This window comes from Phycicoccus avicenniae (assembly GCF_018139485.1).
Classification (GTDB): Bacteria; Actinomycetota; Actinomycetes; order Actinomycetales; family Dermatophilaceae; genus Phycicoccus; species Phycicoccus avicenniae.
Map to the genome: position 1 here is coordinate 304,026 of NZ_JAGSNF010000003.1, position 18,621 is coordinate 322,646.

Below are 18,621 nucleotides of genomic sequence, written 5' to 3' on the forward strand. Positions count from 1 at the left end.
GCCCCGCGGCTGGCTCGACCGAGACCACCTCGGAGGTGCTCCGGTGCCGGTCGGCTCACCGGCACCGGGGCACCTCACATCCACGGCGGGACGGACGAGCGGACTAGCGCGGCGGCCAGGGAGCGGCACCCTCACGGGCGACCTCGCCGGCCGGGTCGGTCGTGAAGTCGACGACCGTCGTCGGCTCGGTCCCGCACTCCCCGGAGTCGATGACGACGTCGACGACGTGGTCGAGGGCCTCCTTGACGGCCCAGCCGTCGGTCATCGGCTCGCTCTCCCCCGGGAGGATGAGGGTCGAGGACAGCAGCGGCTCACCGAGCTCGGCGAGGAGGCTGCGGACGACCGGGTGCTCGGGGATGCGGACGCCGACGGTGCGCTTCTTCGGGTGCAGCAGCCGCCGGGGCACCTCGCCGGTGGCGGGCAGGATGAAGGTGTAGCGGCCCGGCGTCGCCGCCTTGACCGCCCGGAAGACGTGGTTGTCGACGTGGACGAGCTGCCCCAGCTGCGCGAAGTCGCGGCAGACGAGGGTGTAGTGGTGCTTGTCGTCGAGCCGGCGGATCGAGCGGATGCGCTCCTTGGCCTGCTGGTCCCCCATGAGGGCGCCGAGCGCGTAGCCGGAGTCGGTCGGGTAGGCCACGAGACCGCCGTCGCGGAGCATCGCCGACGCCTGGGCGATGGCACGGGGCTGCGGGTCGACCGGGTGCACGTCGAGGTAGCGAGCCATCCCCGAAGCCTAGGACCGGCGCAGGCCCCGCGACCAGAGCTCGACGGTCTGCACGACCCAGAACACCCCGAACAGCAGGATGAGGACGACCTCGACCCAGAGCACCACGGTCGAGGCCGCGGTGGCGAGGTCCACGACGACCGCGAGGGCGAGCGCGCCGAGCATCGCGACGGCGATCGTCCGGTACACGGCGACGTAGCGCCGACGGCGCTCCCCCGCGGCCTCACGGGCGTTGAGCCACACGACGGCGATGACGGCGAGGAACATCGGGACGGCCGCGACCCCGTGGGCGTGCGCGAGGAAGGAGTCGCGGTCCAGCGCGAACCACACCGCCCCGGCGCCGAGCAGGGCCGCCGTGCCGACGAGGCCGACCCGGTCCGCCCGCGGCACCCCCCGCGGGCGGCGCTCGCGGACCGCGAGGACCGCCGCGAAGACGCCCACGGCCGCCCCGGCGACGAAGAGGGCCGGCATGCTCGTCGACACCGTGGCCGACGGGTCGCCGACGGCGGCGCTCGGCAGGCACTCGCCGCGCGTCGTCGTCGGGATGAACGCCACGCCCGGCGCGAGCATCCCGGCGACGTTGAGGAGCAGCCCCTCGACCTCGGTGCTGCCCTGGAGGGCGAGCAGGGCGACGCCGATGCCGACGAGCGAGCCGACGAGCACCGGCTGGGCGGGGGTGTGGACGTAGGCGCTGATCGACGGCTGGAGGCACCCGGACACGGCCCACTCGCGGGCGACGCCGGAGAACAGGAGCAGGACGAGGGCGACGAGCCCGACCCGGAGGTACCGGGAGGTCTTGACGGCGGCGAGCGCCGGGTCCGCGGCCACCCGGGGGTCAGTCCTGCGTCATCGACACCGGCGCGCCGCGCTGGACCGTGCGGGAGACGGTGCACAGCCGGTCGTGGCTCTGCGCGACCGCTCGCGGCAGCCGCTCGCGGGCGCGGTCGCCGTCCTCCCCGTCGGGGAAGCGCACCCGGAAGGTCACCTCGATGTCCCCGAGGTGGTTGCCGTCGTCGTCGCGCATCTTCGTGCCGGCGGCGTCGACGTCGAACGCGACCGGCTCGGCGATCCGGCTCGTGATGAAGTCGACGTCGACCGCACTGCAGCCCGCGATCGCCGTGAGCAGCAGCTCGACGGGGGTGAAGTCGTCGGACTCCCCTCCCCCGATCTCGATCGTCCCGCCGCGGGCGTTCGTCACCCGGTAGGTGCCCTTCCCGGTCCGGGCCATCGACACGGTGCGGCGGCCGAGGCCGGTGCCTCCGGTCTCCTGGGTGGCGTCGGTCATCGTCGGCTCCACTTCTCTGCGACGGCGCGCACGACCCCGAGGTCGCGCCACGTCGTGGTGAGGCCCGTGATCCGTTCGATCCGGGCGTTGGTCAGGCGGGTGCGGTGGAAGTCCTTGCCCAGCTCGGCGAGGACGCCGCCGGTGAGGGCGCGGGCCCGCTCGTCCTCGACGTCCCACGCGGAGAGGGTCGCAGCGGCGTCGGCCGGGACGTCGCCGTCCGCGACCGCGAGGTAGCGCTTCGTCGTCCCCGGCAGGAGGGCGGGGACGGCGTCGGCCTCGGCGACGAGGGCGGCCACCTCGGCCGGCGTGCGGACGATGGCGGGGACGTCGAACCCGGCCCACGCCGTGAGGACGTCGGTGAGCTCGCGCCCGACGGCGGCGGTCGAGCGGCGGCGGCTGGTCACGGCGACGTTGCCGGACTGGATGTGGGTCTCCACCGACGTGAACCCCGCGCCCTCGAGCGCCGCCCGCAGCTCGGCCATCCGCACGAAGCGGCCGCCGACGTTGACCGCGCGCAGGAAGGCGACGTAGCGGGGCATGTGCGACATCCTGTCACCGCCCGCCGACGACGTGCGGACCGTCCGTCCGTCGGGTGGCGCCGCGGCGCGGCGTCTGCGACCGTCTCCCCAGGCGACCGCGACGACCCGGCCGGCCGCGAGGACGTGGAGGCACGATGAGCCAGACCCGGGACCTGCCGAGCGAGCAGGGGTACTACACGAGCAAGGTCGTCCAGCTGGCCACGGTCGCCGCGCTCGGCGGCTTCCTCTTCGGGTTCGACACGGCCGTCATCAACGGCGCGGTCGACGCCATGCGCGACGACTTCGGGATGGGCGCCGGTCTCACCGGCTTCACCGTGTCCTCCGCCCTCCTCGGCTGCATGGCGGGGGCCTACGGGGCCGGGCGCCTCGCGGACCGGTGGGGGCGGCTGCGGGTGATGTTCCTCGCCTCGGCCCTCTTCACGATCTCCGCCCTGGGCTCCGGGCTCGCCTTCGGGCCGGTCGACATGATCCTCTGGCGGGTGGTCGGTGGCCTCGGTGTCGGCGCCGCCTCGGTCATCGCCCCCGCGTACATCGCCGAGATCTCGCCCGCGGCGATCCGCGGTCGGATGGGCTCGCTGCAGCAGCTCGCCATCGTCTCCGGCATCTTCGTCGCCCTGCTGTCCGACTACGCCATCGCGACGGCCGCCGGCGGGTCGGCGAACGAGCTGTGGCTCGGGCTCGAGGCGTGGCGGTGGATGTTCATCACCGAGGTCGTGCCGGCCGTGGCCTACGGTCTGCTCGCGACGACGATCCCTGAGTCGCCCCGCTACCTCATGCACCTCGACGAGGAGGAGAAGGCCCGGAACATCCTCCGGCAGGTGCTCAAGGGAGGGGTCGACGAGCGGATCAAGGAGATCCGCCGGACCATCCTGCGCGACCGGCACACCTCGCTGTCCGACCTGCGCGCGCCGAAGGGCTGGTTCCTGCCGATCGTGTGGATCGGGATCGCGCTGTCGGTCTTCCAGCAGTTCGTCGGGATCAACGTCATCTTCTACTACTCGACGACGCTGTGGCGCGCGGTCGGGTTCACCGAGGAGGACGCCCTCCAGCAGACCGTCATCACCTCGGTGACGAACATCGTCGTGACGGTCGTCGCCATCGCCCTCATCGACCGGATCGGGCGCCGCCGGCTGCTCACCATCGGCTCCGCCGGGATGTTCCTCAGCCTCGGCACGATGGCGGTCATCTTCAGCCAGGCCCCGTTGACGACGAACCCCGACGGCTCGACGTCGCCGGTCCTCGAGGGGGCGGCCGGCCCGGCGGCGCTCGTCGCGGCCAACCTCTTCGTCGTCTTCTTCGGGATGTCCTGGGGACCGGCGGTGTGGGTGCTGCTCGGCGAGATGTTCAACAACCGGATCCGCGGCACCGCGCTCGGTGTCGCCGCGGCCGCCCAGTGGGCCGCGAACTTCCTCATCTCGACGACGTTCCCCTCGATGGCGGCCGTGGGTCTGTGGTTCGCCTACGGCTTCTACACGCTCGCCGCGCTGGCCTCGCTGTTCTTCGTGCTCAAGTTCGTGCCCGAGACCAAAGGCCGCGAGCTGGAGGACATGGAGTAGCGCCCGGGGCCGCCGGTCAGGGCAGCGGCCAGGTGTGGACCGGCTCGTTGCCGTCCATGTGCTCGACGTAGCGTCCGAGCATCAGCCGCAGCGCGTCGCGGCGCTCGTGGCCGTCGGCCTCGAAGTGCGCGACCGCGCGGGTCTGCCACTCGGCCCCGTTGAGCCCGGTCGTCGCCCGCCCCTCGATGATGCCGAGGTAGCGCTCCCGGACGTCGTCCGAGACGCCCCAGGACGCCAGCCCCTCGTGCGCCATCGGCAGCAGGTGGCGCAGCACGAGCTCGTCCGCGGAGACCTCGCCGAAGCCCGGCCAGTACACCCGCGCCTCGATGCCGTCGCGGGCGGCGCGGCGGAAGTTCTCCTCGCACGCGGCGAAGCTCATCTTCGTCCAGACCGGCCGGTCGGCGGCCGCGAGGACCCGCACGGCGCCGTAGTAGAACGCCGCGTTCGCGAGGACGTCGGCGATCGTGGGACCCGCGGGCAGGACGCGGTTCTCGACCCGCAGGTGCGGGGTGCCGCCGACGATGTCGTAGATCGGGCGGTTCCAGCGGTAGACCGTGCCGTTGTGCAGCCGCAGCTCCGCGAGGTCCGGGGCGATCCCGGCCTGGAGCTTGGCCATCGGGTCCTCGTCGGTCACTTCGGCGAGGAGGGCCGGGAAGTAGCGGCTGTTCTCCTCGAACAGGTCGAAGATCGAGGTGATCCAGCGCTCGCCGAAGAACACCCGTGGGCGCACGCCCTGGTTCTTCAGCTCCACCGGACGGGTGTCGGTGGACTGGCTGAAGAGCTCGATGCGGGTCTCGGCGTGCAGCCGCTTGCCGAAGAAGTACGGGGAGTTCGCGGCGAGGGCGACCTGGACGGGTGAGAGCGCCTGGGCGGCGTTCCAGTGCGGCGCGAAGTCGTGCGGGGCGACCTGGAGGTGCAGCTGGACCGAGGTGCACGCCGACTCGGGCGCGATGCTGCTCGAGTAGGTCGCGACCCGCTCCCCCGTCGGGCCCTCGATGTCGAGGTAGACGTCCTCGCCGCGCGCGCCGACGATCGAGTCGTTGAGCGCCGTGTACCGGTTGTTGGCGCTGATCCAGTCGCCCTCGTAGTGCTCGGGCATGAGGGTCGGGAGGATGCCGATGGCGACGAGCCGGCTGCCGACCTCGGCCGCGGCGCTGGAGGCGGCGTTGAGGCTGGCCCGCATGTCGTGCTCGAGCTCGAGCGCGGCGTCCCCCGGCAACGGCCGGGGCGGGACGTTGAGCTCGATGTTGTACCGGGCGAGCTCGGTCTGGAACCCCGGGTCGGCGATGGCCTCGAGCACCTCGGCGTTGTGGAAGTGCGGCTGCTGGTCCCCGTCGACGAGGTTGAGCTCGATCTCGAGCCCCGTCATCGGGCGCTCGAACTCGAAGCTGCTCTGGGTGAGCATCCGCTCGAACACGTCGAGGTTCTGGCGCACCTTCTCGCGGTACCGCTGACGTTGCTCGCGCGTGTAGCTCTGCGCGGAGACCTCGGCTCCCATGGTGACAACCAACCACATCGCACGGGTCGGCGGTAGCGGCGCATCGCGTTTCGGTCCACCGGGTTGTCGGACCTCTCTCCTACCGTTTCGGTCATGCGGCTGCTGCACACCTCGGACTGGCACCTGGGACGCTCGTTCCACGGGGTCGGGCTGCTCGGTGCCCAGGCAGCCTGGCTCGACCACCTCGTCGACGTCGTCCGCACCGAGGGCGTCGACGCCGTCCTCGTCAGCGGTGACGTCTACGACCGGGCCCTGCCCGCGCCCGACACCGTCGAGCTGCTCTCCGGCACCCTCGAGCGGATCGTCGACGCCGGGGCGCGCGTGGTGGTCTCCAGCGGCAACCACGACTCCGCGGTGCGGCTGGGCTTCGCCTCCGGCCTCCTGGAGCGTGCAGGGGTGCACGTGCGCACCTCGGTCGCCGACATCGGCCGGCCCGTGCTCCTCGGCGACGTCGCGGTCCACCCGCTCCCCTACCTCGAGCCGTCGCTCGTGGCCGACGCGCTCGGCGCCACCGAGCGCAGCCACGGCGCCGTCGTCCGCGCGGCGATGGACCGGGTGCGGGACGACGTCGCGACGCGCGGCGGCCGCAGCGTCGTCATGGCGCACGCCTTCGTCAGCGGGTGCGCGACGAGCGAGTCCGAGCGGGACATCGCGGTCGGCGGGGTCTCCGTCGTCGCTCCCGACGTCTTCGACGGGGTCGACTACGCCGCCCTCGGGCACCTCCACGGCCGGCAGGCCGTCGACGAGCACGTCCGGTACAGCGGCTCGCCGCTCGCGATGTCCTTCGGCGAGGCGCGGCAGCGCAAGGGCTCCCTCCTCGTCGACCTGTCCGGGGACGAGCCCGTCGTCGAGGAGGTCGACGCACCGGTCGGGCGACCGCTCGCGGTCCTGCGCGGCCGGATCGAGGACCTCCTCGCGTCCCCCGAGCACCGCGAGGCGGAGTCGGCCTGGTGCCAGGTCACCCTCACCGACGCCGCGCGCCCGCTCGGGGCGATGGAACGCCTGCGCCGCCGCTTCCCGCACACCCTCGAGCTGCGCTTCGAGCCCGAGGGCGCCGCCGCGCCGCTGCGCCCCTACGCCACCCGGGTCGCCCAGCGCTCGACCGTCGACGTCTGCTGCGACTTCCTCGGCCACGTCCGTGGCGGGCGCGCCGCCGACGACGAGGAGCAGGCCCTCGTCCGCGAGGCCGTCGAGGCCGCCCGGCTGGCCCGCGGCGCCACCGACGACGAGGGTCGGGCCCGGTCCGTGGGGGCGGCGTGAGGATCCACCGCCTCGAGGTCGAGGCGTTCGGGCCGTTCGCCGGCCGGGTCGAGATCGACCTCGACACCGCCGCGGGCGCCGGGCTCTTCCTCGTCCACGGCCCGACTGGCGCGGGCAAGACGACGCTCCTCGACGCCGTCTGCTTCGCCCTCTACGCCGACGTCCCCGGCGCCCGGGGTCGGCACGGCCTGCGCAGCGACCACGCGGCACCGGACGTGCGGCCCGAGGTCGTCCTCGAGCTGACGGTCGGTGGCCGGAGGCTGAGGATCACCCGCTCCCCCGCGTGGGACCGCCCGAAGAAGCGGGGCAGCGGGACGACGTCCGTCCCCGCCTCCGTCGTCCTCGAGGAGCGGGTCGGGTCCCGGTGGGAGGGTCTCAGCCACCGCAACGACGAGGTCGCCGACCTCGTCCTCGACCTCCTGGGGATGGGGCTCTCGCAGTTCGCGAGCGTCGTGCTGCTCCCCCAGGGCGACTTCGCGACGTTCCTGCGGGCCGACCCCGAGGCCCGCCGCTCCCTGCTGCAGCGGCTCTTCGACATCTCCGTCTTCGCCGACGTCGAGCAGTGGCTCGTCGACGCCCGACGCCGCTCGGCCGCCGACGCGGAGGGGGCCCGCTCGGCCCTCGACGCCGAGCTGCGCGTCGTCGAGGAGCTCCTCGGCTCCGTCGCGGACGAGCACGAGCACGGCCCCGCCGTCGTCGACGAGGCCGACCTCGCCGGCCTTCCGGACCGGGTGCGCGGGGTGGCCGACGACCTCGCCCGGCGGGTCGGTGAGGCCATGGCCCGGCTCGACGCCGCCGAGCAGGTCGAACGGGCCGCGGTCGCCGCACACGACGAGGCGAGCACGACCCACGAGCGGCAGGAGCGCGCGGCGCGGGCCCGCCGGCGCCTCACGGCCCTCGAGGCCGACGGCGAGGCCCACGCGGACCGGGTCGCACGGCTCGACGCCGCGGACCGCGCCGCCACCGTCCGCGGGCACCTGCGCGCCGAGCAGCGCCTTCGCCAGGAGGCCGCCGACGCCCGGGCCCGGTGCGAGCGGGCCCGGGGACCGCTCGTGGCGTCCGGCATGCCCGCGGACCGGCCGGCCGTCGCGGTCCTGCGGGACCTGCGCGACCTCGACCCCGCGGCCGCCGAGGTCGTCACGTCCCGGCAGGACGCCGCTCGGGTCGCCGCGGAGCTCGCCGGGACGGCGGAGCGCCGCCTCGCGACCGCCGAGGCAGCGACGGCGGCACAGGCCGCCCACGCCGAGGCCGTGGCGGCCGCCTCGGACGCCGGCGAGCGGGTCCGCGTCCTCGCTCGCGCCGCGGAGGGCGCCGACGGGCACGAGGAGCGGGTGCGCCGGCTCGAGGCGTCCGCGTCGACGCTCGACGACCTCGAGCGGGACCGGTCGGCCCGCGAGGACCTCGTCCCGGCGCTCCTCGAGGCGCGCGAGCACGTCGCGGACCGCCGCGAGGCGCTCGTCCTGCTACGCGAGCGGCGGGTCGACTCGATGGCGGCCGAGCTCGCGGACGCCCTCGTCGACGGTCGCCCGTGCACCGTCTGCGGGGCCACCGAGCACCCCGCCCCCGCCGCGGCCGGTGACCGGGTCAACGACGCCGCCCTCGAGGACGCAGAGTCGCGGCTGACGGAGGCGTCCGAGCGGCTGGACGCCCTCGCCGGTGAGGCGCGCCGCCTCGAGGCGGCCGTCGAGACCCGGGAAGGGCTCCTCGAGGGCAGCACCCGCGCGGAGGTCACCGCGGCGCTCGACGACGCCCGCGCGGCCCGGGCCGCGGCCCGAGCCGCCACCGCCGAGCTCGCTGGAGCGCAGACCGCCGAAGCCGTGTCCCGGGCCGAGGCCGAGGGGCGGGGCGGGGAGCACACCCGGGCCCTCGCGACGCTCGACGCGCTGGACGCCCGGTCCGCCGAGCTCGAGACCGACGCCGAGCGGGCGGCGTCCGCCCTCACCGCGGCCACCGATGCCCACGCCGGCTGTCCGTGCGGCTCGGCCGACGCCTCGTCCCACGACACCGTGCGCGAGGCCCTGGAGGCCCTGCGCCGCGCCGAGGAGGCGCTCGGGGGCGCCGAGGAGCGGCTCGCCCGGGCCGAGGTCGACCTCGCGGCGGCCCTCGCCGACGCGGGCTTCGAGACCGCCGAGGACTGCGCAGCCGCCGCGCTGCCGACGACGGAGGCCGACCGCCTGCGCGACGCCGTGCACGAGCACGTCAGGAGTGCCGACGCCGCGCGGTCCGTCCTCGCCGAGCCCGAGGTCGCCGCGGCCCTCGCCCTCGACCCGCCCGACCTCCCGGTCCTCGAGGACGCCCGGGCCGGTGCCCGGCGCGAGGTCCTCGGCGCCCACCAGCAGCTCGAGGCGTTGCGCCGGGCCGACCGGGCCCTCGGCCGGGTGGCGCCGCGGGTGCTCGGTGCGTGCGAGCAGGTGGCGGCGCTGACCCACCGCCACGACCGGCTGCGCGACCTCGCGGACACCGTCGTCGGCACGAGCCCGGACAACACCCTGAAGATGCGGCTCACCTCCTTCGTCCTCGCCGCTCGGCTCGAGGCGGTCGCGGCCCGCGCCAACGAGCGGCTCGCGGTCATGGGCGGGGGCCGCTACGTCCTCGAGCACAGCGACGACCGGGTGGCCGGCGGCAAGCGGTCCGGGCTCGGGCTGCGGGTGCTCGACCAGTGGACCGGGCGGGCGCGCGACACCGCGAGCCTGTCCGGGGGCGAGTCCTTCATGGCCTCGCTCGCGCTGGCGCTCGGCCTCGCGGACGCGGTCCGGGAGGAATCCGGCGGGCTCGACCTCGGCACCTTGTTCGTCGACGAGGGCTTCGGCAGCCTCGACGACGACAGCCTCGAGCAGGTGCTCACCGTCCTCGACGGCCTGCGCGAGGGCGGGCGGGCCGTCGGCGTCGTGAGCCACGTCGCCGACCTGCGCACCCGGGTCCCGCACCAGGTGGTCGTCGAGAAGGGGGTCGCCGGCAGCACCGCGTCCGTGCGCGTCGCGGACGGCGCCCCCGCCGCCTGAGCGACGGGGGCCCGCGGGCAGCCCCTTCCCGCCGTCAGTCCTCGAAGGCCTCCGGCGTCGGGCAGGAGCACACGAGGTTGCGGTCGCCGTACGCCCCGTCGATGCGGCGCACCGGCGGCCAGTACTTCGACGCAGCGTCGACGCCGTCCGGGTAGGCGGCGGTGCGGCGGTCGTACGGGTGGTCCCAGTCCGCCGTCAGGCACTCGGCCGTGTGCGGGGCGTGACGCAGGGCGCTGTCCGCGACGTCGACCGTGCCCTGCGCGACCTCGTCGATCTCTCTCCGGATCGCGAGCATGGCGTCGCAGAAGCGGTCGAGCTCGCCGAGGTCCTCGGACTCGGTCGGCTCGACCATGAGGGTGCCCGCCACCGGGAAGGACATCGTCGGGGCGTGGAACCCGTGGTCGATGAGCCGCTTCGCGACGTCGTCGACGGTCACCCCCGTCTCCTTCGTGATGCCCCGCAGGTCGAGGATGCACTCGTGGGCGACGAGGCCGCCGTGCCCTGCGTAGAGCACCGGGAAGGCCTCCCGCAGCCGCGCCGCGACGTAGTTCGCCGACAGCACCGCGACCTCCGTGGCCCGGGTCAGCCCGGCCCCGCCCATGAGCCGCACGTAGGCCCACGAGATCGGCAGGATGCCGGCCGACCCGTACGGAGCGGCCGAGATCGGCCCCACCCCGGTCTCCGGCCCGGCGTCGGCGTCGAGCGGGTGGTTCGGCAGGAACGGCGCGAGGTGCTCGCGGCACGCGACGGGCCCGACCCCGGGCCCACCGCCGCCGTGCGGGATGCAGAACGTCTTGTGCAGGTTCAGGTGCGAGACGTCGGCGCCGAACCGACCGGGCCGGGCGACCCCGACGAGCGCGTTGAGGTTGGCGCCGTCGACGTACACCTGGCCGCCGGCGTCGTGGACCATGGCGCACAGGTCGGTGATCGTGTCCTCGAAGACGCCGTGCGTCGACGGGTAGGTGACCATGATGGCCGCGAGCGTGTCGCGGTGCTGCTCGACCTTGGCCGCGAGGTCGTCCATGTCGACGTTGCCGCTGCTCGGGTCGGTCCCCACGACGACCACCTTCATCCCCGCCATGACCGCGCTCGCGGCGTTCGTGCCGTGCGCGCTCGAGGGGATGAGGCAGATCCGGCGCTCGTGGTCGCCCGCGGCCCGGTGGTAGGCGGCGATGGCGAGCAGCCCCGCGAGCTCGCCCTGCGAGCCGGCGTTGGGCTGGAGCGAGACGGCGTCGTAGCCGGTGATCTCGCACAGCCACGACGACAGCTCGTCGACGAGGCCCCGGATGCCGCGGGTCTGCTCGTGCGGCGCGAACGGGTGCAGCGCCGCGAACTCCGGCCACGTCACCGCGACCATCTCGGTCGTCGCGTTGAGCTTCATCGTGCACGAGCCGAGCGGGATCATCCCGCGGTCGAGCGCGAAGTCGCGGTCGGCGAGCCGGCGCAGGTAGCGCAGCATCGCGGTCTCGGACCGGTGGGCCGAGAAGACGGGGTGGGTGAGGTAGTCGCTCGTGCGGGCGAAGGACCCCGGCCACGCGGGGGCGGCGACCTCGACCCGGCCGGGGGCCTCGACACCGAAGCCCCGGCAGACCTTGCCCAGCACGACGAGGTCCGTCGTCTCGTCGAGGCTCACGAGGACGGTGTCGTCGTCCCGGCGCCAGACGTTGACGCCCTCGGCGAGGCACGCGGCGACGAGCCGCTCGGCCTCGCCCGGCGCGCGGACGGCGAGGGTGTCGAAGAACGGCGCGTCCCCGAGGTCGTACCCGCCGGAGCGGAGGGCCGCGGCGAGGGCGCTGGCGTGCCCGTGGACACGCAGGGCGATCGCGCGCAGCCCTTCGGGACCGTGGTGGACGGCGTACATGCTCGCCATGACGGCGAGCAGCACCTGGGCGGTGCAGATGTTCGACGTCGCCTTCTCGCGGCGGATGTGCTGCTCCCGGGTCTGCAGCGCCAGCCGGTAGGCCGGGGCGCCGTCGGCGTCGACCGAGACGCCGACGAGGCGGCCCGGCAGCGTGCGCTCCAGGCCCTGCCGCACGCTCATGTAGCCCGCGTGCGGGCCACCGAAGCCCATCGGGACCCCGAACCGCTGCGTGGTCCCGACGGCGATGTCCGCGCCCCACTCCCCCGGCGGCGTCGCGAGGGTCAGGGCGAGCAGGTCGGCGGACGCGGTGACGACCGCCCCCGCCTCGTGCGCCGCGTCGGCCAGGGCGCGGTGGTCGCGCAGCGAGCCGTCGAGGCCCGGGTACTGGACGAGGACGCCGAAGACGTCGCGGTCGCCCGCCGCGGCCCGCAGCGCCTCGACGGAGTCGACCCCCTCGAGGTCCGCCTCGACGACCTCGAGGCCCAGCGGCAGCGCCCGGGTCCGGACGACGGCGAGGGTCTGCGGGAAGACGTTCCGGTCGACGAGGAGCACGGCGTCGGCGGCGACCTTCGAGCCGCGCCGCATGAGGGTCATCGCCTCGGCCGCGGCCGTGGCCTCGTCGAGGAGGGAGGCGCCCGCGACGGCCAGCCCCGTGAGGTCGGAGACGACGGTCTGGAAGTTGAGGAGGGCCTCGAGGCGTCCCTGCGAGATCTCCGGCTGGTAGGGCGTGTAGGCGGTGTACCACGCCGGGTTCTCCAGGACGTTGCGCTGCACGACGGCCGGCGTCACCGTGCCGTAGTACCCCAGGCCGATGAGCGAGGTCACGACCCGGTTGCGGGCGGCGACCTCGCGCAGCTCGGCGACGACGGCCTGCTCGGAGGCGGCCGCCTGCACGTCGAGCTCACCGGCCGCGCGGATGCCCGAGGGCACGGCCTTGTCGACCAGCTCGGCGAGCGAGCCGGCTCCGACGACGCCGAGCATCGTCTCGATGTCGCTCTCGCGCGGACCGATGTGGCGGGCGGCGAAGTCGGGAAGGGCGGGGGTACTCACGGACGGACCTCCAGGGGCAGACGGCGTCGACGTCTCCCCCTCTGTCGGGCCGTGACGCTCCTCCAGAGGTGCCTGTGCCGTGCGGTCCCTGGCGCCTGAGAGGTTCTGGGGAGATTTGCCCCTTCGGCGCCCCGACGACGATCGCCGGGGACTCTCCCGCACGGTGTGAGCGGCGGTGCCGAATCTACCACCGGCCGCGCGGCACGAGGGCCGGCGCGGCGGGGCCGGGACGGGTCAGGCCAGGCGCGCGGCCCGGCGGGCGCTGAGCTCGTCGTCGGGGTGCTCGCCCGCGCCGTCCTGCTCGGCCCGCTCCCCGGGCAGCTCGGACAGCTCGCCCTCGACCTCGCGCCAGACCCGGCCGACGGCGATCCCGAAGACGCCCTGGCCGCCCTGGAGCAGGTCGATGACCTCGTCGGTGGAGGTGCACTCGTAGACCGAGGCGCCGTCGCTCATCAGGGTGATGCCGGCGAGGTCCTCGACGCCGCGGTCCCGCAGCACCTGGATCGCGCCGCGGATCTGCTGGAGCGAGACGCCGGTGTCGAGGAGCCGCTTGACGACCTTGAGCACGAGGATGTCGCGGAAGCCGTAGAGCCGCTGGGTGCCGGACCCGCCGGCGGAGCGGACCGACGGCTCGACGAGCCCCGTGCGGGCCCAGTAGTCGAGCTGGCGGTAGGTGATCCCGGCCGCCTGGCACGCCGTGGGGCCGCGGTAGCCGACCTCCTCGTCGAGCTCGGGCAGGTCGTCGGAGAACAGCATCCCCTGCGCCGCCGCCGGGACCTGGCCCGTGCGTCGCGCCTCTCCTGTGGAGCCCACGCCTACCTCCTGGATGCCGCCTGACGGAGCGACTCTACGCCGGGAATGACATAGGCGTCACTCTCCGGTCACTTCTGTGACAGGTGTGAAACTAGAGGCGCATGTGACGGCGGTCAACGACCGTGGCCCCGACGCCCTCGGCGTGTCGCGCCCTCAGGAGTCGCTCTCGGTGTCGAAGTCGTCCGCCGACACGTGGTCGAGGAACTCCTTGAACTTCTCCACCTCGTCGTCCTCGGTCTCGGTCATCTCGACCCCGGCCTCGGCGAGGAGGTCCTCGTCGGCGACGATGTCGGCCCCTGCCCGGAGCGCGAGGGCGATGGCGTCGGAGGACCGGGAGTCGACGTCGGTGCCGCCCTCGGCCGCTCCCCCGTCGATGTCGAGGACGGCGTGGAAGACGCCGTCCTCGAGCGAGGTGATGCGCACCCGGGTCAGGGTGTGGCCGGTCTCGTCGATGACCGACCGCAGCAGGTCGTGCGTCAGCGGGCGCGGCGGCACGACCCCTTGCTGGGCGTAGGCGATGGCCGTGGCCTCCGCCGCCCCGATCCAGATCGGCAGGTAGCGGTCGCCGTCGCGTTCGCGCAACAGCACGATCGGGTTGTTCGTCGGCATCTCGACCCGCACCCCGAGGACGTCCAGGACCTTCATCCCGTCACCGTACCCCGCGAGGACGACGGGTCGTCAGGTCCCCTCGTCGAGCCCGTTGCGCACGAGGGCGGCATGCAGCGCGAGGGCGTGCCGCACGAGGTCCTCCCGGGCCTGCACCGCCGCCTCGCCGCGCAGCGCGCCCGTGGCCTGCTCGAGAAGCCCCACCTCACGGTCGGCCGCGGTCCGGAAGGCCCGCAGGTGACGCAGCTCCAGGCCGTACGGGGCGAGACCGGCGACGGCGCGCGCGGCGCGCACGTCGGCGGCGCCGTGCAGCCCGGCGCGGTCCGGGCGGAGCATCCCGTGGTCGACGAGCTCGTCCACCTCGGGAGCGGTGAGGCCGCACGCCGCGACGAGCTCGTCGCGGGTGAGCCGGAGGACGGCCCCGCCACTGACCGCACCGGCGTCCGGGAGCGCCGGGTCGTCGATGACCCGTGGGAGCGCGGCGGGCCGGTCGGGGCCGGCGGGCTCGAGTCCGCGGTCGGCCTGGGCGAGGGCCTCCTTGATGACCCGCAACGGCCAGAAGAGGTCGCGCTGCGCCCGCAGGACGTACCGCAGCCGCTCGACGTCGTCCTCGGTGAAGCGACGGTAGCCGGCGCCGGAGCGCTCGGGGGTGACGAGACCCTCGGACTCGAGGAAGCGGACCTTGGAGACCGAGACGTCGGGGAACTCCTCGGCGAGGGCGCGCACGACCGCCCCGATCGTCAGGGCCGCGGCCACCGCCGGGGTCAGCCCTGCGCGGCCGCGTAGAAGACGAGGCGGAACTTGCCGATCTGCACCTCGTCGCCGGTGCCGAGCGTCGCCTCGTCCACGAGGTCGCGGTTGACGTAGGTCCCGTTGAGGGAGCCGACGTCGGAGACCTGGAAGGTGTCGCCGGTCCGCCGGAAGACCGCGTGCTTGCGCGAGACGGTGACGTCGTCGAGGAAGATGTCGCTGTCCGGATGACGCCCGGACACGACCTCGTCGTCGTCGAGGAGGAACCGGGCCCCGGTGTTCGGGCCACGGAGGACGACGAGGAGCGCGGTGCCGGGACGCAGGGCCTCGACGGTCGCGAGGTCGGCCTTCGTGAGGGCGTGCTCGCCCTCACCCGTCTGCTCGGGCCGGGTCGACCCCTCGACGGCCTGGAACCGCATCGTCGTCGGCTCGGCCGCGGGCGCGGGACCCTGCTCGCGCTCGTCGGTGCTCATGGCGCGCTCCTCCTCCTTCTCGTGACTCGAGGTCAGCCCACCCTAAGGGACGCGGGGACCCCGCGTCGTCCCGATCCTCGGGCAGCCCCCGGCGGGGGCGCCGCGGTGGGTGGTCAGGACAGCTGGGCCGTGTACGCGTCGGCGTCCATGAGGGCCTCGACGTCGGCGCCGTCGGCCGGGCGCAGCTCGTACATCCAGCCCTCGCCGTAGGGGTCGGTGTTCACGAGCTCCGGGGTGGCGTCCAGCGCGGGGTTGACCGCCGTGACCTCCCCCGAGACCGGGGCGTAGAGGTCGCTCACCGACTTCGTCGACTCGACCTCGCCGCAGGTGTCCCCCGCGGTCACGGTGTCGCCGACCCCCGGGAGGCTCACGTAGACGACGTCCCCGAGGGCCTCCTGGGCGAAGGAGGTGATCCCGACCCGCACGGTGTCGCCCTCGGTGCGCAGCCACTCGTGCTCGGCGGTGTAGCGCAGGCCTGCGGGGTACTCGAGGTCGCTCATGGTGCTCCAGTCTCGCGGCGCCGGCCGCGTCAGGGGGTCGAGGGGACGGGGCGAGCGTACTGAGGCGTGGTGACGGTGAGCAACGCGTCGACCTCGACCCGGTCGACGATCTCGACGTCGGCCTGGGCACCGACCCGTCGGACGGTCGCCGTGACGCCGCCGGGGATCTGCATCGCGCCGGCGAGGGTGTTCGCGTCACCGATGGCACGGATGACGTAGGGCGGCTGGACGAGGCTGCCCGAGACCGAGATCCCGTCGGTCGTGTCCTCCAGCCAGGTGCCGGCGACGACACGGACGTCACCGACCTGGATGGCCTCGGCCCCGGCGTCCCGCAGCTCCTGGATCGCGTCGAGGAGGACGGTGAAGCGCACCTGCTGGGTGGGGTCCTCGATGCGCAGCACGATGCCCGGACCGGTGGCGGGCGCCGTCCCGGCGAGGACGCCGAGCGCGTCGACCCGCTCCTGGGCCGCCCGCTGGGCCTCCTCCTCGCTCGTCGACCGGCTCTCGAGCCGCTCGAGCGAGGTCTGCAGCTCGCGGACCTCGTCGCCGAGCCGCTCGCCGTCCTGGTCGACGTCGGCGAAGATCCGCACGAGCTCGTCCTCGCGGAGGGTCTCCAGGCCCTGGACCGAGGTCTGGCGGACCTGGGCGATGATCGCGAACCCGAGGGCGACGGCGAGCAGCATCGCGAGGAGGTTGGACCGGCTCGGGGTCGGCGCCCCCGCCCGCCGCAGCCGGGCCCACGCGTGCCGGGCGTCCTGCGGGGGGCTGCCCCGTCGCTCCGCCGTCATGCGTCGAACAGGTGCCGCCGGATCGAGGCGACGTTGGAGAAGATCCGCACCCCGAGCACGACGACGACGCCCGTCGAGAGCTGGCTGCCGACGCCGAGCTTGTCCCCGAGGAAGACGATGAAGGCCGCGACGACGACGTTGGAGAGGAACGAGACGACGAACACCTTGTCGCTGAAGATCCCGTCGAGGATCGCCCGGACGGCGCCGAACACGGCGTCGAGCGCCGCGATGACCGCGATCGGGAGGTAGGGCTGGAGCCAGACGGGGACCGCGGGCTGCAGGAGGAGCCCGATGAGGATGCCCAGGGCGAGGCCGATGGCTGGGATCACGAGCCGTCCTCCGGGTCGGTGCTGGTGTCGGCACCTCGCGTCGGTGCGGTGCCAGTATCCATGATCCGCGCGTACCGCGTCGTCAGGCCGGAGGCCGCGGGCACCGCGAGGTCGTCGGACACCTCGCGTTCGACCCGGATGCCGAACGAGCTGTCGAGGGTGGAGACGTAGCTGCCGCCCGGGCCGTCGGCGAAGTCGGTGGGGAGCGAGGTCGGGTCACCGAGGGCGGTGACCGTGTAGGGCCGTGCGAGGGGGCGGTTGTCGACGACGATGGCGGCACCCGCGAACCGGATCGCCGAGACCGACGTCAGGCGCTGCCCGTTGATGCTCACCGCCTCGGCACCCGCCTCCCACAGGGCGTTGACGACGAACTGGAGGTCGCGGGAGTTGACCCGTCCCTCGTCGCCGCCGTCCGCGGCGTCCTGGTCGACGTCCGGCGCGTCGTCGAGGACGATCGAGAGCCCCGGCCCCTCGAGGGGCAGCGCCCCGACGGCGACCGCGAGGTCGCGGGTGCGGGCCGCCTCACCGCCCCCCACCTGCTCGGCCTCGAGGGTGGTGACCCGTCCCTGGAGGTCCTGCGCCCGGGCCGAGAGGTCCTCGACCTCGGCACGGCGCTGCTCGATCTGGTCGACGAGGTCGGCCCGTGCCGCCGCCCGGGGGCTGTCGGTCGCGGTGAGGTTGGAGGCGGCGACCCCGACGACGAGGCCGAGGGCCAGCGCCGCGGCGGTGAGCCGGGGCGAGCGGAGCGAGGTGGCCCGGGGCTCCCCCGCCGCCTCCCGCCGGTCAGCGGCGGCCTGGTACCCCGGGTCGAGGGGCCGCTCCATCATCGTGCGGATGAGCGTCATCGACGCGTCCGGCCGCCGGTCGGGGCGGCGACCGGCGCGGACCTCCTCGCGGGTCCTCGGACGCCCGGGGTCGGGGGCGTCCGGGGTGCTCATGCCGGCACCGGCCGCCCGCCGACGACGAGCCGGCGCAGCTGGACCGCGTAGAGGATGCCCGCCAGCCAGTAGAGGCAGATGCCCCACCACGCGAAGCCCCACGCGACCGGCTCGGCGACGCGGGCCGCCGTGGAGTCCCCGTCGGCGAGCAGGAGCAGCGGGAAGGCGTAGAGGAGGTTGAAGGTCGCCGCCTTGCCCGCGAAGTGGACGGGCAGGCCGGTCCAGCCGTGGCGCTTGGCGACGACCATGACCACGGCCATGAAGACCTCGCGACCGAAGAGCACCGCGACGAGCCACCAGGGCACGACGTCCCGCCAGGCGAGGCCGAGGAGGGTCGAGGCGATGAACAGCCGGTCCGCGACGGGGTCGAGGAGCTGGCCCAGGCGGGACTCGAGCTGGTAGGTCCGTGCGATCCGGCCGTCGAGGTAGTCGGTGACGCCGGAGGCGGCGAGGAGGACGATGGCGAGGACGTCACGCTCGGTGAGGATGGCCCAGAGGAAGACGGGCACGAGGACGAGACGCAGCGCGGACAGCACGTTCGGCAGCGTCACGACGCTCGCACTCACCCGGCGCCCCGGCGTCTCTCCCGCCATGGCGCCACTGTATGCGTAGCGGTGCCCGGCCGTGGGAGGCGGCCGGCCCGTCGCCG

At 74.4% G+C, this 18,621-nt stretch carries 18 protein-coding genes and 1 riboswitch; of the genes, 3 read left to right on the forward strand and 15 right to left on the reverse strand.

From position 1 onward, the window contains the following. Positions 1-103: 103 nt before the first annotated feature. Genes KC207_RS03440 through KC207_RS03455 form a run of 4 tightly spaced genes read right to left on the reverse strand, consistent with a single transcriptional unit; the run spans position 104 to position 2,548 of the window. Entirely contained in the window at positions 104-724 is a 621-nt protein-coding gene (locus KC207_RS03440) for an L-threonylcarbamoyladenylate synthase (protein ID WP_211601492.1), read from the reverse strand. Positions 725-733: 9 nt separating this feature from the next. Further along, entirely contained in the window at positions 734-1,552 is an 819-nt protein-coding gene (locus KC207_RS03445; protein ID WP_211601493.1) for a hypothetical protein, read from the reverse strand. A gap of 7 nt (positions 1,553-1,559) precedes the next feature. Beyond that, positions 1,560-2,009 (reverse strand): OsmC family protein, encoded by a 450-nt coding sequence (locus tag KC207_RS03450; protein ID WP_211601494.1) that lies wholly within the window; start codon positions 2,007-2,009, stop codon positions 1,560-1,562. Then, entirely contained in the window at positions 2,006-2,548 is a 543-nt protein-coding gene (locus KC207_RS03455; protein ID WP_249138525.1) for a DUF1697 domain-containing protein, read from the reverse strand. The genes KC207_RS03450 and KC207_RS03455 overlap by 4 nt, the downstream gene beginning before the upstream one ends. Before the next feature lie 134 nt (positions 2,549-2,682). Between KC207_RS03455 and KC207_RS03460 the strand changes: the two genes are divergently transcribed. Continuing rightward, positions 2,683-4,104 (forward strand): sugar porter family MFS transporter, encoded by a 1,422-nt coding sequence (locus tag KC207_RS03460; RefSeq protein WP_211601496.1) that lies wholly within the window; start codon positions 2,683-2,685, stop codon positions 4,102-4,104. A gap of 16 nt (positions 4,105-4,120) precedes the next feature. On the opposite strand, the gene KC207_RS03465 is transcribed toward KC207_RS03460, so the two are convergent. Continuing rightward, on the reverse strand, positions 4,121-5,602 hold the full coding sequence (locus KC207_RS03465; RefSeq protein ID WP_211601497.1) for a glutamate-cysteine ligase family protein: 1,482 nt from the start codon (positions 5,600-5,602) through the stop codon (positions 4,121-4,123). A gap of 93 nt (positions 5,603-5,695) precedes the next feature. Between KC207_RS03465 and KC207_RS03470 the strand changes: the two genes are divergently transcribed. After that, positions 5,696-6,862, forward strand: coding sequence for an exonuclease SbcCD subunit D (locus KC207_RS03470; RefSeq protein ID WP_211601498.1), 1,167 nt, complete (start codon positions 5,696-5,698; stop codon positions 6,860-6,862). Then, complete coding sequence (locus KC207_RS03475; RefSeq protein WP_211601499.1) at positions 6,859-9,864, forward strand: AAA family ATPase; 3,006 nt, start codon at positions 6,859-6,861, stop codon at positions 9,862-9,864. Before KC207_RS03470 ends, KC207_RS03475 begins: the two co-directional genes overlap by 4 nt. Positions 9,865-9,898: 34 nt before the next feature. Here KC207_RS03475 and gcvP read toward each other — a convergent pair whose 3' ends face one another. The 10 genes from gcvP to clsA form a co-directional block, all read right to left on the reverse strand. Continuing rightward, entirely contained in the window at positions 9,899-12,775 is a 2,877-nt protein-coding gene (gcvP, locus tag KC207_RS03480; protein ID WP_211601500.1) for an aminomethyl-transferring glycine dehydrogenase, read from the reverse strand. A 72-nt stretch (positions 12,776-12,847) separates the two neighbouring features. Beyond that, positions 12,848-12,944: riboswitch (glycine riboswitch) on the reverse strand. 65 nt (positions 12,945-13,009) lie between these two features. After that, a complete protein-coding gene (locus KC207_RS03485; RefSeq protein ID WP_211601613.1) occupies positions 13,010-13,531 on the reverse strand; it encodes a MerR family transcriptional regulator in 522 nt (173 codons plus the stop codon). 210 nt (positions 13,532-13,741) lie between these two features. After that, on the reverse strand, positions 13,742-14,233 hold the full coding sequence (locus KC207_RS03490) for a bifunctional nuclease family protein (protein WP_211601501.1): 492 nt from the start codon (positions 14,231-14,233) through the stop codon (positions 13,742-13,744). A 33-nt stretch (positions 14,234-14,266) separates the two neighbouring features. Then, the gene (gene ftsR / locus KC207_RS16830; RefSeq protein WP_249138526.1) at positions 14,267-14,950 is read right to left on the reverse strand and encodes a transcriptional regulator FtsR; all 684 of its coding nucleotides are present in this window, start codon (positions 14,948-14,950) and stop codon (positions 14,267-14,269) included. A gap of 8 nt (positions 14,951-14,958) precedes the next feature. Further along, positions 14,959-15,417, reverse strand: a complete 459-nt coding sequence (locus KC207_RS16835; RefSeq protein WP_249138527.1) for an FHA domain-containing protein — start codon at positions 15,415-15,417, stop codon at positions 14,959-14,961. A gap of 113 nt (positions 15,418-15,530) precedes the next feature. Then, positions 15,531-15,917: a glycine cleavage system protein GcvH gene (gene gcvH, locus KC207_RS03500; protein WP_211601502.1), complete on the reverse strand. Its 387-nt coding sequence runs from the start codon at positions 15,915-15,917 to the stop codon at positions 15,531-15,533. Between the two features lie 29 nt (positions 15,918-15,946). After that, entirely contained in the window at positions 15,947-16,705 is a 759-nt protein-coding gene (locus KC207_RS03505; protein WP_211601503.1) for a DUF881 domain-containing protein, read from the reverse strand. After that, positions 16,702-17,034, reverse strand: a complete 333-nt coding sequence (locus KC207_RS03510) for a small basic family protein (protein WP_211601504.1) — start codon at positions 17,032-17,034, stop codon at positions 16,702-16,704. Before KC207_RS03510 ends, KC207_RS03505 begins: the two co-directional genes overlap by 4 nt. Beyond that, positions 17,031-17,972 carry a DUF881 domain-containing protein gene (locus KC207_RS03515; RefSeq protein ID WP_211601505.1) on the reverse strand — a complete coding sequence of 314 codons (942 nt, stop codon included), beginning with the start codon at positions 17,970-17,972 and terminating at the stop codon, positions 17,031-17,033. The genes KC207_RS03510 and KC207_RS03515 overlap by 4 nt, the downstream gene beginning before the upstream one ends. Beyond that, positions 17,969-18,565 (reverse strand): cardiolipin synthase ClsA, encoded by a 597-nt coding sequence (gene clsA, locus KC207_RS03520; protein ID WP_211601506.1) that lies wholly within the window; start codon positions 18,563-18,565, stop codon positions 17,969-17,971. Before clsA ends, KC207_RS03515 begins: the two co-directional genes overlap by 4 nt. Between the last annotated feature and the right edge of the window lie 56 nt (positions 18,566-18,621).